The 13,970-nt window shown below is 60.3% G+C and carries 11 protein-coding genes and 4 pseudogenes; all 15 read right to left on the minus strand.

What is annotated here, in order from left to right; all coding sequences use genetic code 11:
- A partial coding sequence (locus AMK24_RS35005; RefSeq protein ID WP_143203751.1) for a transposase occupies positions 1-187 on the minus strand: 187 nt, incomplete at its 3' end.
- A gap of 181 nt (positions 188-368) precedes the next feature.
- Positions 369-1,610, minus strand: a complete 1,242-nt coding sequence (locus tag AMK24_RS30490; protein ID WP_073772145.1) for an arginine deiminase — start codon at positions 1,608-1,610, stop codon at positions 369-371.
- Between the two features lie 59 nt (positions 1,611-1,669).
- Positions 1,670-2,125: a GNAT family N-acetyltransferase gene (locus AMK24_RS30495; RefSeq protein WP_073772146.1), complete on the minus strand. Its 456-nt coding sequence runs from the start codon at positions 2,123-2,125 to the stop codon at positions 1,670-1,672.
- 424 nt (positions 2,126-2,549) lie between these two features.
- Positions 2,550-3,117 (minus strand): annotated as a pseudogene (locus tag AMK24_RS30500) (helix-turn-helix domain-containing protein).
- A gap of 47 nt (positions 3,118-3,164) precedes the next feature.
- Positions 3,165-5,696 carry a D-ornithine 4,5-aminomutase subunit OraE gene (oraE, locus tag AMK24_RS30505; RefSeq protein ID WP_107427504.1) on the minus strand — a complete coding sequence of 844 codons (2,532 nt, stop codon included), beginning with the start codon at positions 5,694-5,696 and terminating at the stop codon, positions 3,165-3,167.
- Positions 5,693-6,586, minus strand: a complete 894-nt coding sequence (locus AMK24_RS30510) for a hypothetical protein (RefSeq protein ID WP_073772147.1) — start codon at positions 6,584-6,586, stop codon at positions 5,693-5,695. Before AMK24_RS30510 ends, oraE begins: the two co-directional genes overlap by 4 nt.
- Positions 6,559-7,884 carry a glutamate mutase L gene (locus tag AMK24_RS30515; RefSeq protein ID WP_073772148.1) on the minus strand — a complete coding sequence of 442 codons (1,326 nt, stop codon included), beginning with the start codon at positions 7,882-7,884 and terminating at the stop codon, positions 6,559-6,561. Before AMK24_RS30515 ends, AMK24_RS30510 begins: the two co-directional genes overlap by 28 nt.
- Positions 7,881-9,287 (minus strand): lysine N(6)-hydroxylase/L-ornithine N(5)-oxygenase family protein, encoded by a 1,407-nt coding sequence (locus AMK24_RS30520; RefSeq protein WP_073772149.1) that lies wholly within the window; start codon positions 9,285-9,287, stop codon positions 7,881-7,883. The genes AMK24_RS30515 and AMK24_RS30520 overlap by 4 nt, the downstream gene beginning before the upstream one ends.
- Complete coding sequence (locus AMK24_RS30525) at positions 9,268-10,812, minus strand: pyridoxal-dependent decarboxylase (protein WP_079190716.1); 1,545 nt, start codon at positions 10,810-10,812, stop codon at positions 9,268-9,270. Before AMK24_RS30525 ends, AMK24_RS30520 begins: the two co-directional genes overlap by 20 nt.
- Positions 10,802-11,416, minus strand: coding sequence for a pyridoxamine 5'-phosphate oxidase family protein (locus AMK24_RS30530; protein WP_158072187.1), 615 nt, complete (start codon positions 11,414-11,416; stop codon positions 10,802-10,804). Before AMK24_RS30530 ends, AMK24_RS30525 begins: the two co-directional genes overlap by 11 nt.
- A gap of 233 nt (positions 11,417-11,649) precedes the next feature.
- Positions 11,650-11,867: pseudogene (locus AMK24_RS35490) on the minus strand (transposase family protein); the annotation flags it as partial.
- 10 nt (positions 11,868-11,877) lie between these two features.
- A pseudogene (locus AMK24_RS30535) lies at positions 11,878-12,144 on the minus strand (IS630 family transposase); the annotation flags it as partial.
- A gap of 41 nt (positions 12,145-12,185) precedes the next feature.
- Positions 12,186-12,634: pseudogene (locus AMK24_RS30540) on the minus strand (transposase); the annotation flags it as partial.
- Positions 12,635-12,670: 36 nt separating this feature from the next.
- Positions 12,671-13,444 (minus strand): IS5/IS1182 family transposase, encoded by a 774-nt coding sequence (locus AMK24_RS30545; protein WP_073772151.1) that lies wholly within the window; start codon positions 13,442-13,444, stop codon positions 12,671-12,673.
- A 43-nt stretch (positions 13,445-13,487) separates the two neighbouring features.
- Positions 13,488-13,649, minus strand: a complete 162-nt coding sequence (locus AMK24_RS34060; RefSeq protein ID WP_158072188.1) for a hypothetical protein — start codon at positions 13,647-13,649, stop codon at positions 13,488-13,490.
- Positions 13,650-13,970: the final 321 nt, after the last annotated feature.

Below are 13,970 nucleotides of genomic sequence, written 5' to 3' on the forward strand. Positions count from 1 at the left end.
CCGCGTCCCAGCGGCTGCTGTTCAGCAGCCGCTGGAAGCCGTCCGGCGTGCGGTGACCTGCCCATTCCGCGAGCTGCCAGCCGTTCTTCCGTGCCGCTTGACCCAGCAGACCGCGGACATAGTCCCGCATCCGCCACCGCAGATCCGCCCGAGCGAACCGGGCTGGGAACGCCGCACCGAACTCCACGACGCCTTCGTCTCCCCCGCCTGCAGCCTCATCTGCTACCGACGCCTCAAGAGGACCCGACCATGATCGTGTTACGAGCTCTTAGCGCCGGTTTCCGTTCCGATGTTCCTCGACCCCCGAACCGCCGGGGTGATGGAGGAAGGCGTGGGAGGCGGCGAGGCCGCGGATGGTGGGAAGAGGCTCAGTAGTCAACACCTTCACGGATCAGCGGACAGGTCATGCAATGGCCGCCCCCTCGCCCTCTGCCGAGTTCACCACCGGCAATGGTGATGACCTCGATGCCCGCCTTACCAAGCAGGGCGTTCGTGTGGATATTTCGATCATAGGAAATGACAACGCCTGGCTCAAGGGCAACTATATTATTTCCGCTGTCCCATTGTTGTCGCTGGACCGCATACTCGTCTCCTCCTGTCTCGACGACCCTAAGACTAGAAATCCCAAGCGCCTGGGCGACGACATCAGTAAAATCGCGGTCACCCTCATCCACTATTTTCAGCCCGATGCGATCATCGCTGGGGTAAAGCGAATAGGTGTGCAGGAGTTTTAAAATATTCGGATAAACCGTGACCACGTCACGATCCACGAAGGTAAAGATCGTATCCAGATGCATTGCGGTGCGAAGAATAGGAATTTTCGCTACAATGATGCGCTCGGCGGCTCCCGCCTTAAAAAGCTCTGCCGCTAATTGCGTCACGCCCTGCCGAGAGGTTCGCTCCCCCATCCCCATGAGGACGATGCCTCCTCCAATGGGCATTACATCACCTCCCTCGACAGTGGCCATCTGCCAGTCGCGTTCCGGGTCGCCCCACCAGACCGTGGCTTCGGTGAATTCTGTGTTGAAATTATAGATGGCTTTCATAAGAAGCGTCTCACTTCGGCGTGCAGGCATACGCAGAGGGTTAAGGGTGAGCCCGCCATATATCCAACTTGTTGTATCGCGAGTATAAAGGGTGTTAGGCAGCGGCGGCAGGAGGTCCTCCGATCCTCGACACAGAACATCCAGGGTTATCCGGTCGCTCGCAGGAAGTTCATCTACGGTCAGCCCGCCAATCAAATAGTCCGCTAACTGGTGTGGGGTTTGCGTCTCCAAGAAGTGACGGGTTGGGTCTACGAGTCCGACGCCTATCTGTTCAACAGTCACTCTTCTGTCCAACAACCATTGTTTCGCTTCAGGTATCTCCATGGTCTGCGCGAGGAGTTCGTGAAGCTCGAGGACCTCAATACCTCGTCGGCGCAGCTTGGCGACGAAGTCCGCGTGGTCCCGCTGTCCTCTCTCGACCCACATCGTGTCGTCGAATAATAGTGCGCCGGAATTGGAGGGAGTAAGCCGGTGATGCGCAAGACCTGGCGAGCAGACCAGCACCTTGCGCAGTACCCCCACTTCCGAGTGGACACCGTAGCTTGCGGCGAAATTCTCAGGCATGTAATTCTCCTTCGCTACATTTAGAAGTCGCCATGAACAAGACGGCTACAGGGACTATTTCAAAGAAATCTCGTCATGAATATATTGTTTGGATCCGTTTCATATTCGGCAAACGGCCCACAGGGGATGAATCCGAACTTTTTGTACAAATTCCTTGCCGGATTAAAGTAGCCAGATGCGCCAGTCTCCAAACTTATCTTTTCGATGCCATCTCGCTCAGCCTCTGCGAGTATATGGCTGAGTAACAGTGAGGCTACTCCTGACCTTTTCCGGTCCGACCGGGTGTGAAATGCTTTCAACTCGGCATGGCGGGAGTTTAATTTCTTAAGCGCTCCACACCCTACAATTTCCTCCCCCTCACGCACCACCCACAACTTGATTTCAGGTCGGCGTAGATCTTCCAGGCTGAGGGCATGCTTGCTCTCGAGAGGTGTATGGAGCCGCACCTCTCGCACATGCGTATCCATAAACTTTGCGATTTCCTCTCCGGAGAGATCATGTAATTCGATACGCATTGCGCAGCCTCTCTTAGCCCCTAAAAATAAAAGAGTTTTTGTAACTCGACACTTGTGATCCACGGGGGTTCGCGCGAATTCCTGAGATCGCTGCACAAGCTGCGTGTGGAGCATTCAAGAATCGCTTAATTTTCGTCGGCGATAGGTTGGTAGTGGCCGAGGGAAGTCAGTCGGATTCGGCTCACGCTTGCAGAATGCAGACCACACAGCGGTCGGGGGACGTAGAGCTGAGATTCGCCGGCCTTTCGTAGACACCATCTTGGTCGCACCTGGATCTTTGAACTCAGCTTTCCTTTCACCCTTAGACCAGTCCGCACCTCACTTTGACGGTTCAGGTCGCCTGAACGCGAACTGTCCGATCTCAGGCACTAGAGTTTGTCCCATAAATGGTCTGAGGCGTGCAGGGTGACCTGCTTGTTGCCTGTCATCCGGTGAGGGTGGGGTTGGGCGGGGGGGGGATGCCGAGCATGGCGTGGTGGACGCCGTCGCCCTTGAGGCGGAAGCCGCGGAGGCTCTTCCAGCTCTTCTTGCGGGTGAAGGTGTGCTCGACGCGGATTCGCATTTTGCGGTGGGAGGCGTTGTGCTCCTCCTCCTCGTGGTGGGTGGAGTAGCGGTAGTTCTTGCTGTAGGCGGCCACGGTCCGGTCGCGGGTGGGGGACCTGTGTGCCGTCCACGATGAGCACGGCCTCCTTACGCAACCGCCGCCGGGGCTGGAGGGCGAGAGCCGGCCCGAGGTGGGCGACGATCCGGTCGGCCGCCGACTTCGGGACGCCGAAGAGCGGGGCGAGTTGACGCGGGGTGAGGTTGGTACGCCAGTACGCGGCCACCACCAGCACCCGGCCCTCCAACGGCAGCGACCACGCTCGGCCCTTGCGGACCGGATCGGCCCCCTCACGCCGCAGCGCGGTGATCAGCTTGTTGAACTGCCGAGGGCTCAGCCCGGTGAACGGGCCTGTCCACGAGGGCTCCGACGCCGTAATCACACCAGCCACCGCAAGATCATCTCACCTCTGACCAGCACTTACGGGACAACCTTTAGTCATTGACAGTGCGTATTTTCGGGAGCTGTACCAATTAGTCTGCCAGCCAGGAAGTATGCGACGTCAATTCCCTCAGTGCCGCGCCCAAACCCGGCATCTAGTCCGCAGTCCTGAGCTAGTTGGTTGGTCACTTGAGGGCCGCCGCCGATCAAGATGAGGCTCTTCCGCAGCCCACGCTCCACCGCGACATCGTTGAGTTTCCGCATCATTAGTTCGTGGACTTTTCCGTGGGAGACAATGACGCTGGCCAGTACAGCCTGTGCTCCTCGCTCGACAGCTTCGTCGAGAAGCCTCTCGACTGAAATCGAAGATCCGATGTTGATACATCGAACACCGAACCATTCCAGGCCGCAGTGCTTGATGTTCATCACTTCCTGCATGCCTACAGAGTGCTCGTCGTTGCCGAGCGTGCCGCCGACCACGCGTACGTCGATACGGCTGAGTGCCGCACGGATGCTTTCAGCGGGCGGCACGGCGGCGGATACTGAGGCTGTCGACAGCTCAGACCGTATGACTGCGCCGGTAGTGCGGCCAACTATCTCGTACTGAGTGCCTTCGCCGGGGTGCAGAACAACCCGGTCGACGATCTGCGGCTCCTCCAGGTGCATCTGCTCAGCAAACCGTAGGGCCGCGCTGTCACCAGTGGGGCCGTTCGCCGGCAGGAACATGCTGACAGTAACGCGGCCATCGCCGCGGTGTTCGGCCTCTGGACGTATCTCAGAATCTCCTGCCCTTTCCCTTTGTGGACGGCGGAGGGAGACGTTGTCTGTTTCGTCGAGTTCATCGACGTAGTGAGGTAGACGCCGTTCGTCACAGAGCGTACAACCGGGACACGGCGGATTCTCCACGCTCTGTCCGTAGTGCGCGCAGACTGGAGCGATGTACCGCTCTGAGCGGGGGACGACGGTGTTCGCTCCGACTCCGCCGTCGCGGCTCCTGCAGATGGCATCGCCCTCGCGATTGGGGTATAGGCCGGAGTCCACGAAGAAGCCCTGCTCGAGAGCGGAAAAGTATCCGCCAGCAGAAAGAGCGTCCTCAAGCATGAGTACTGCCCGTGCGATTAGATCGGTGACTTCCGGGCGCATCGCCTCTTGATTGAGACTGACCAGCTTCCTGAGCCCGTCTAGCCCTATGAGGTTCTGTTTGGTCGCGGCAACGGCTTGTACCGATGTGTAATGCCAGGGGATACAGCGGGCCTCGTCGGGAGAGATGGTGCTCTGGATGTCGGCACTGGTGAGCCGGGAGATGAGAGTGTCTAGCGAGTGCAGCACCGTTGCCTCGTGGAGGTTGGTGGTGCTGTAGCGGGTGTTCTGTTGCGCGCGGAACATGTAGCCCTCGAAGAGGTAGCGCAACGCGACAGCGTAGGGCAGATCCAGGGCAAGCTTGGGTGCAGGCGGCGCTGTGGGAGGGACTGTGGACAGGGCTATCCGCTCCCTGGCCATTCCCGCTATTTCCGACATCGCGCAGTTCAGCGCGTGCTGTAGTAGCAGCTCAGGACGAACGTTCCAAGCTTGCAACGCGGTGGAGTTGGCATTATGCGCGCCATCAAGCTGCAGTATATCTGCCAGAGCCAGCACCTTTTTTGCCTCGAAAGCGTCGACTACTGATCGTACTGGGTTTATGTTGCGGTAGAGAATGTTGTACTGACAGTCTTGATGTGCTCCGCTGACGCCTTCTTCCGCAAACATAACCGCCATTTCACTGCTCGCCAGGCCGCTGACGTAGGAGTGAAGATTGATCGGGCGACCAACCTCATCTTCGACGAGGTCCAGGGTGCGCCGTGTAGCGCGCAGTTGTTTTCGGGTGATCGGTACGCCCCCGATTCCCTCGGGCGTGCCTTCGAGGAGACCGTCGATATGACTCTGCCCTAGAGTACGGATGACCATGATGTGATCGGCACCATGCCAAGCCGCCATCCGCATCCGCCGAAGGTCGTCTTCGAATCGTCCTGAGGCAATTTCTGAAGTGATCACGCAGTCAGGCTGGGGATCGAGGCCACCGAAGTATTCTGCTGCCTGGAGAGCGATGCTGGCGTTAAGGTCTTTGCTCGTTTCCTCATAGCGGAAGGGCGCGCGGCGGTCGAGGCTTTCCCGACGCGTCCAGCCCCTGCGTCGAGGGCGATAGCCCGCGAGGTCTTGCAGCAGGGCATCTATGGGGAGCGGCTCTTCGGGGCTGATCTCCAGGGAGGGGCAAGGCACAGCGGGCGGTCGAGACGGTTCCAGGGGTGTCTCGAGCAGGGCCGAGAGTGCCTCGCGAGGGTTGCAACCTAATGAGTCTGCGCGGTCCTGCAGCAGTCGGGCCACGCCGTCCTGGAGCAGTCCTCTTTCAACTGTCCAGGAGACAAGTGCTTGGGCGTCCAGGGAGCTAAAACCCATGCGCAGCAGCACCGAGCGTTCGATAGAGGGGGTGGTATGCGTGGCAGCGAGTTCCGAGAGGGGCTCGACAATCTTCCGGGTGTGAGCCCAAAAGCGCTCTTTGAGGTGCTGAAGCGGCTGGTTCTTTAGTTCTCGAAGCCGTTCCTCGGGGGTCACGACGTCGCTCCTTCAATGCCTGGTTCGGAGAGGAGGGGGCCCAGCGGGCGCACTAGGTAGTCGACAGTGCCGGCGATAGTTAGAGCGCCGTTACGCGTGTCAACCCGCATCGGGCCGCCTCGCGTCGTGACGTTGACGGGGAGTGAGTTACGGTGGGTTTTCCACCCGATGTAGGCGACCGCACCCACGCCGGTACCGCAGCAAGCTGTCTCGTCTTCCACTCCTACTTCGTATGTCCGCACGCTCAACTCTTGCCCCCACGAGGCAAAGTTGACATGGATGCCTTCTGGGTGTCCTACTCGATTGCACAGAGCGGTGTCGTTGCGCAACCGGGCGCCCGCAGTAGCAACGTCGATGTCGTCGGCCGCGTCTACGATCTCCACGAGGTGTGGAACCCCGGTATAGAGGAACCATCGCTTCTCACCGAGCCGGACAAGCTCTCGAGGGATGCCAAGGGTTCCTTCGACGATTTTCGGGTTGATCCGAACGGCTTTGCCGCCGTCGCCGGTGATGATGTCCCCAGCGGCGCTAATCACGCCTGCGTCATGAGCATATCGGGCCAGGCAACGCAGACCGTTTCCGCACATCTTCTCCCTGGTGCCGTCCCTGTCGAAGAAAATCATGTGGGGCTCAGCGTCCTTTCGGGCGATAAGGTAGGCCAACCCGTCGATGCGCATCCCGGCCACCTGTTCACACAGAGCTCTTGTGGCGGTTGACAGTTGCTGCGCAGAAAACTCTGGGTGGTCCGATAGTTCTGCCACAGCGATGACGTTGCCATTGCCGTGCAGGAGCGCGGCATTAGAGGTAGGAACTGTCTGGCGCAGCAGATCAATTCCATGTAAAAACTCTGCACGTAGGTCGCCTAAGTCAAACGCGGTTCTGTGTGCCATAGCCCCTCCTCTGATACTTTTTCGATAAATCTTGATACTGCACCCTCGTGCTTGGCTCGCAGGGCGCCGAGACTGGAGACAAGATATCTGTGGTCGATCAGCCAGTGCTGCACGTTGCTGGGCACCAGGCAGCGATCGGCCAGCGAATCGAAGACCAATTGCAGATCGACGGGATTTCGCATCCCATGCCTTAGAGCTCCGCCAGTGGCTAATACAGCAGTAACCGAGGAAAGATCTGCGCCGTTAACCACCGCATGTGCATTTCGGGCGCCAAACACTGGGATGCTGGTACCACAGTGCCGCTCCAGGCCCTTTCGTGCGGCACGCAGGGCATAGGTGCCGATCACGTCAGCCTCAAGTAGCGGTTCGCTGGGCTGGGGGGGGTCCTCACCTGGCCATACTAAGTTAGCCAGGTTATGGAAAACACCCAGGTCTCCCTCGACACTTCGCTTGAGTTGCGGTTCGAAGGCGGTGTGCACGGTGCGCCGGCTCCATAGGGGTGGCGTGTACGAGTGGATATCGGTAGTGGCTCCACCAACATCGATGGCTAAAAGCCCATCAAAGTACTGTCCGAACAGCTCAACTGCACGGGAGACGGCTAGGGGTGTAGGTAGACAAGACGTGTGCAGGCGTGCCGCCAGGGCGTCTACCCCAGGTGCCTTGACCACATCGCGGTCGAAGCTCATTCTGATGAGCTCCCGAACCTCCTCGAAATGGTATCTGTCGTCACCCGGGTAAACATTTGATGTCGCGACACACCGTTTTCCGAAACTGCGGAATATGTCCAAAATTTCATCCTGGACATGCTCGTTACCGGCGTAGACGAAGAGTCCATCTGTTGGTGAGTCAGCGAGCATCCTGGCGTTGGACAGGACGATGGATTCTTCACCGCCATCGGTCCCGCCGCAGACGAGGATAAGCCCCGCCTTAAGCTCCGCTATTTTTTTTGTATCCTGAGGTTTCACTTTGCCTGAAACTGAATGCACCACGATACCGCCGGCGCCCAAAGAAACTTCTTTGGCAACTTTTGTACTGAGTGTTGGTGTAAGACCGCTCACCGCGATGCGGAGTCCACCCGCGGCGCTACTGGAGAGAACGGCCGCGTCCCAACCGCGCCCCTTGAGGAAGGGAGCTCTGTCGATAAGCTCATCGACCGCCCTGCCCACGTCTTGTCCCGGGGGGGCAGTTCGGGACTCGGTTCTACCCAGGTATGTCAGGTCACCGCGGTGTTCGGTGAAGCCGGCGAGCTTGGTGAAGGTACTTCCCACCTCGACTGAGATCAGAACTTCGCCCTTCACGTCGTGCCCCCAGGGCCGCCTTCACGGTGCTGCCCGGAAGCTCTCAAAGTTTGTTCGCTGTAATTAAGTCCGTCCTCGACGGGCAATCCAAAGTGAGTGAAGGCGCTTCGCTTAGGAAGCCTAAAGACTTCGCGGTGGCATAGAGCGTTCAGAATCGAGGCCCCGCGCCAAGCAGCCAAACCAAGATCAGGGGCTCCAACGCCATGGGTGTGGCGTTCGGCGTTCTGCAAGAAGAGCCCTCCGGTGACTGATTTATCAAGCTCTGCTCGGTAGTCGATGTCGACCCTGAGCCGTCCCTTTTCATCACGCTGAAGAAAACGCTCCAAGGGGGCGAGTAGCGTATTACTTGGGCGCTCTTTATATCCGGTAGCCAGGATGGCGGCGCTCGTCTCGAACGAGGTCGTCCGAGACTGTTCAGCGTGTCGGACTTGGAGCACAACTCGGTCTTTCAGAATTTTCCCGCCGGTCACCTCGACGCCAGGAGTGAGGGTGACATCAGGCCAACCGCCGTGAAGGCTGCGTCCGTACAGTTCTTCCTGGATGTCGCATAAAGTCGCAGCGCTGACAGCTTTGTATAGCTGCCATTGAGAAGGCACCAAGCGGTCTCGAGCTCGTTCCGAGAGGTTGAAGAAGTATCGGGTATAGTCCGGAGTGAAGTGCTCGAGGCCGAGCTTGGAGTATTCCATTGGTGCGAACGCCTGTGTCCGGGCCAGCCAGCGCAGTCGCTCCGCTCCCAGCGGCTTACGTCTCAGCAAGTCGAGAAATACCTCTGCTCCGGACTGTCCCGAGCCCACCACGGTCACGTCATCGCTCTCCACGAACATGTCACGGTTGGGCAAGTAATCGGCCGAGTGCACCACCGGGCCCGCCGTGTTCGTGATCATGCCTTGCAGCGGTGCGGGAATTGCTGGTTCGGTCCCGATCCCGAGAACAACATTATCTGCCCAACAATACTTTGTGTCGCCGGCCAAGGACGAGTAAGTCACCTCGAAAGCACTCCTGGAGGCATCCCAAGCCACTGCGGTGACGCGATATCCAAAATGACAGGATTCGAGCCCACGGGAGACCCAGCGACAGTACGCATCGTACTCAGCACGCCGTATGTGCTGCTGCTCCGCGAAATAGAATGGAAAGAGACGTTCGATGTGCTTTAGATACGCTAGGAAAGACCACTTATTGGTGGGTTCGACCAGCGTCACCAGATCAGCGAGAAATGGCATCTGAACCGTAGTTCCCTTGATCATCATGCCGTGATGCCAGCGAAAGTCATCCTGGTCGTGAAGGAAGAGCGACCTAAACCCAGAAATAGAGTCGGCCAGCGCAGCCAACGCCAAGTTGAACGGCCCTAGTCCGACTCCCACGAGGTCATAGGGTGCGTTTTCGTCACGGACTACCGATGCCACTTTTAGCGCCTCCTTCAGTCGATAGGGAAAGCTGGCTGGCCAGATGCTCCACTGCGTCGAGAAGTCCTTCGTAATCCGCTGCCGTGGCCTGCGGGTTAAGCAGTGTGAACTTCAGCCAAAGGGCGAAATTTCCGTCATTCTCCGGAGCGCGGGCCCTGGCTAGCACTGCTACACCACGCTCAAGCAGTTCGCGGCGTATCAGCCCCACAAAAAGATCGGCGTCCTTTTTGGGCATTGCGTCGGCTTGAACTGGCCTGAAGAGCACAGTACTCAGACGGGGAGGACGCCACAGGTTCAGCGTGGGCCGTGCAGAGATAATCTGAGCTAATTCCTCAGCGATGCTGCAGCATTTTTCCACCAACTGGCCTAGGCCAGTACGACCCAAGGCGCGGAAGGTCACCGCCATCTTAAACACGTCAGGTCTACGGGTAGTCCGTATCGCCCTGGAAAGTAAGTCCGGCTGGCCGGCTTCGGTGTCGTCAGTGGAGTTGAGATAATCGGCCCGGACGTTCAATGCGCTGATACGCCTTCTGTCGGAGACGGTCAGCAGGCCAGCTGCGACTGGTTGCCATCCCAGTTTGTGTAAGTCTAGTGCGACGGTATCGGCTTGTTCAATTCCTGCAAGCAATGGGCGTAGCGCGTCGCTTAACAGAGCAATGCCGCCGTAGGCGCCGTCGACGTGGAAATGCCCTCCTCGGGAGTGCGTCACTTCAGCCAGAGCAGTCAGTGGATCCACTTCACCAGTGTCCGTGGTTCCTGCCGTTGCGATCACGGCGATGGGCCCTTCGATAGCATCCAGAACTATTGCCATGTCGTCGGGTTCGACTCGTCCATCTGGGCATGCAACCACCTGTGCGGGAGGCAGCCCTAGCAGCCAAACAGCTCGATCCACGCTGTGGTGAGCGTTGGCACCCCGCACAACCTGCAGAGGGCGGGGATCCTCCCGGCGCGCCCACTCTCGGGCAAGGAGCAAACCAACGAGGTTGGACTCGCTACCTCCTGTGGTCACCAGCGTGTCAGCCTCAACCGCCTGAGGGTGCACCAGGCGAGCAAGTTCCCTAGCCATGAGTCGTTCGAGCTCAGTACTGGATGGAGCCTGGTCCCAGGAATCCATCGACGGGTTCAACACGCTGCCCACGATGTCGGCTGCCGCAGCCATAGCAAGTGGGGGACAGTGGAGATGACCAGCACATCGAGGATCGGCAGGGTCAATCGCCCCCATAGCCAGCACCTTGGTGAGGTGAGCGATAGCTTCGCGGGGTCCGGTGCCTTCGTCGGGAAGGATTGGCTGGAGTTCGGATTCCATGATCGAGCTGAGATGGTGCGGCCCACCGGGCAGTAGTAGTGTGCGCCGCTCCTTCGAAACCTGGCCAACCTGTTCCATGGCCAATGCAACCCACTCCGACACCAGCGCGGGACCGAGGCTGCCCCCAGCGAGTTCGGCCCCCTCTGGCAGGCTGAAAACGTTAAAGTCCGCGTGCCGATGTCGGGGACGCTTTTCCTGGGTTTCGGGATCAGGATCCATGATTGGTCCCCCTAACCATGTCTCGCAGATAGCCCGGCAAAGGGATAAGGTTCTCGTCCACGTCTGCGATCGGAGTGCCAGCTGTCACACGCAGCGGCACAATGCCGGCCCAACAGGAAAATGACAGATCCTCCGGCTCGTCGACCACTCCCCCGGACTGAACTCTGACGGAGGCATCGGTCAGGGGCAGCGATAGTACGGCTGTCTGCGCGAGCTCCCGTTTCGTAGGGCCGCGGCAGTCCCCGGATCGACCATCTACGATCTTGTCCAGAAGAGCGCGGAAGACCTTCAGCTTGCTGTCCTGATCCGTGACCGGGACGCCTCGCCCGTGAACGATGGCACAACGGTAGTTCACCGTGTGGTTGAAGGACGAACGAGCCAGAACATATCCGTCGATCAGCGTCGCTTCAACACAGATCGCCAGGCCCGCTCTGCCTGCAGTGAGCATCATTCTGCAGCCTGTCGAACCGTGGAGGTAAAGGCAGTCATCAATCCGCACATGGGTCATAGGCTGAACTTGTGGTTGCCCCTCTCGCACGTATCCCACGTGGCAGGTGACTGCTTCGTCCAAAATTTTCGCGACTTGCATTCCGTCGTAACTCATCAGGCCTCTGTCTCGCAAAGGCCGAATACGAGGCGACGATATATTTTCTGCTGCCATCAGCAGTCACCCGCACTTTCCGCTCTTTCGCCGACCGAGGGCGTCATCATTTGGCTGATCATGCCCGGCCGGACCGCATGAACCGTGGTCCCCAGTCAGCCACCGGTCCCGCCACAGAGGAACCCCTCGACGCTCCACAAAGCGTGAACACGTTGAATGCACCTTTTACATTTTGATCAGCTGGCGAGTTCGAGGGCGGCGATGGCTGTGATGCGGGTGGTGCTGCAGCGGAGCTTCCGCAGGAGCCGCCAGGACTTGAGGATCGTCATGGCGCGTTCGCCGAGGCTGCGGATCTTCGTGTGGTCCCGGTTGTGACGTCGGCACCGGCCGCGCAGGTTCCTGCCCTGGATCGGGACACGGATCCTGGGCCGGCACCCTGGTACGCCTTGTCGGCTCAGCACTTGATTGAGGTTGTCCCAGATGAGGACGATCGGGCCGCCGAGTTGCTGGTGGGCTGCGATCAGCAGGTCGCGATAGTCGCGCCAGGAGAAGCTTTTGCGCCCGTCCCGGTGGCCTCCGTCCCGTCGCGGCCGGTAGATCAGCCGGGAGCGGTGGCCGGGCTTGTAGCAGGTCAGGGCGGCAGTCGATATCCGTCTGCGCGACCGGCCACGGACCCGCACCACCGGGGTCCGCCCGCGCTGCGACCAGGTCCTTGGGTGCGACGGCGTCATGGGGGTCTGTCAATCGAGCGGTGTAACGAAGGTGGTTGGGGTTACTGGCGTGCTGCGGAGAGTCGGCCGTCGAAGGTGATGTCGAAGGCGTTCAAGGTCGTCTTCCAGCGCATGGTCCAGCGGGCCGGGCCTTGCCGGTGGGGTCCAGGGGCATGATCGCCATGTAGACGCACTTCAGGGCGGCCTGCTCGTTCGGGAAGTGGCCGCGGGCCTTCACCGCCCGGCGGATCCTGGTGTTGACGGCCTCGATGGCGTTGGTGGTGCAGACGATGCGGCGGATCTCGGTGTCGAAGCGGAGGAACGGGGTGAACTCCTCCCAGGCGTTCTCCCAGAGCCGCACGATCGCCGGATACTTCTTGCCCCACGCGTCGGCGAACTCGGCAAACCGATCGAGTGCCGCGTCCTCGGTCGCCGCGGTGTAGACGGGCTTGAGGAGCTTGGCGATTTTGTCCCAGTCCTGGCGGCCGGCATAGAGGTTGTCCCGTAAATGATCTGAGGCATGCAGGCTGACCTGCTTGTTTGCCTGTCATCCGGTGAGGGTGAGGTTGTGCAGGCGGGCGATGCCGAGCATGGCGTGGTGGACGCCGTCGTCCTTGAGGCGGCAGTCGCGGAGGATCTTCCAGCTCTTCATGCGGGCGAATGTGTGCTCGACGCGGGCTCGTACCTTGCGGTGGGAGGCGTTGTGCTCCTCTTTCCAGGCCGGTAGTTCCTCGTCCTTGTGCCGGCGGTAGTGCGGGATGGTCAGCCCGGTGCCCCGGTAGCCGCCGTCGGCGATCACCGTGGGGGCGGTGCCGACGGCGGCTTTCGCGCCGGAGTCCTGCCAGGCCCGGCAGTCGTTGCGGTTGCCGGGCAGCGGCTTGCCGACGGCCACCACGAGGCGGGTGTCGGCGTCGATGACGACCTGGTGGTTGGTGGAGTAGCGGTAGTTCTTGCTGGAGGCGGCCACGGTCCGGTCGCGGGTGGGGACCAGTGTGCCGTCCACGATGAGCACTGCCTCCTTGCGGAACCGCCGCCGGGGCTGGAGGGCGAGAGCCGGCCCGAGGTGGGCGACGATCCGGTCGGCCGCCGACTTGGAGACGCCGAAGAGCGGGGCGAGTTGACGCGGGGTGAGGTTGGTGCGCCAGTAGGCGGCCACCAGCAGCACCCGGTCCTCCAACGGCAGCGACCACGGTCGGCCCTTGCGGGCCGGATCGGCCCCCTCACGCCGCAGCGCGGTGGTCAGCTTGTTGAACTGCCGAGGGCTCAGCCCGGTGAACGGGCCTATCCACGAGGGCTCCGACGCCGTGATCACACTAGCCACGGCAAGATCATCTCACCTCTGGTCAGCAGTTACGGGACAACCTCTAGGCCAGGATGTTCGCGTCGATCCTCGCGGTCACCGTCCAGCGTTCCAGCGTGTCATCGAACTCGTACGCCTGAAGCGGGTGTTCGTGCTGGTAGGCGAGGATGATCAGAGAGGGATCCGCGGGCAGAGGAAGCCGGTCAGCAGCAAGGGCCATCGTCACCAGCCCACCGTAGTCTCCTCCGCTGCCTTCGCTAGGCCCGATTCCCGGAGAGAGACGGACGGCGGGCGACGAGCGGTGACAGGTGGATGCTCGTACCCGGGCTGCTTCACTTCCGCTGTCTAGACCCGGTGTGAATGTCAGAGGCGGTTCCTACCATTCTGGTGATGGGGCCGGATCGGGGCCACCAGCACCGAAGAGCAGCACCTCCCTAGTCTGCGCGGGGGTGGTTACGGCCCAACCGGCGTCCAGGCAATGTCGAGGGCCAAGAGCGCAGCCCGTCAGCCGGCCCCATCACCGGCCCGCACAGCCTTCGCGCCAGGT

Source organism: Streptomyces sp. CB02366 (genome assembly GCF_001905905.1).
In the GTDB taxonomy this organism is placed as follows: Bacteria; Actinomycetota; Actinomycetes; order Streptomycetales; family Streptomycetaceae; genus Streptomyces.

Bases quoted from the DNA above. Each gene is read 5' to 3' on its own strand.
- AMK24_RS30525 (WP_079190716.1), bottom strand. From the start codon at position 10,812: ATGGATCCTGATCCCGAAACCCAGGAAAAGCGTCCCCGACATCGGCAC.
- AMK24_RS30530 (WP_158072187.1), bottom strand. From the start codon at position 11,416: ATGAGTTACGACGGAATGCAAGTCGCGAAAATTTTGGACGAAGCAGTC.
- AMK24_RS30510 (WP_073772147.1), bottom strand. From the start codon at position 6,586: ATGGCACACAGAACCGCGTTTGACTTAGGCGACCTACGTGCAGAGTTT.
- AMK24_RS30490 (WP_073772145.1), bottom strand. From the start codon at position 1,610: ATGCCTGAGAATTTCGCCGCAAGCTACGGTGTCCACTCGGAAGTGGGG.
- AMK24_RS30495 (WP_073772146.1), bottom strand. From the start codon at position 2,125: ATGCGTATCGAATTACATGATCTCTCCGGAGAGGAAATCGCAAAGTTT.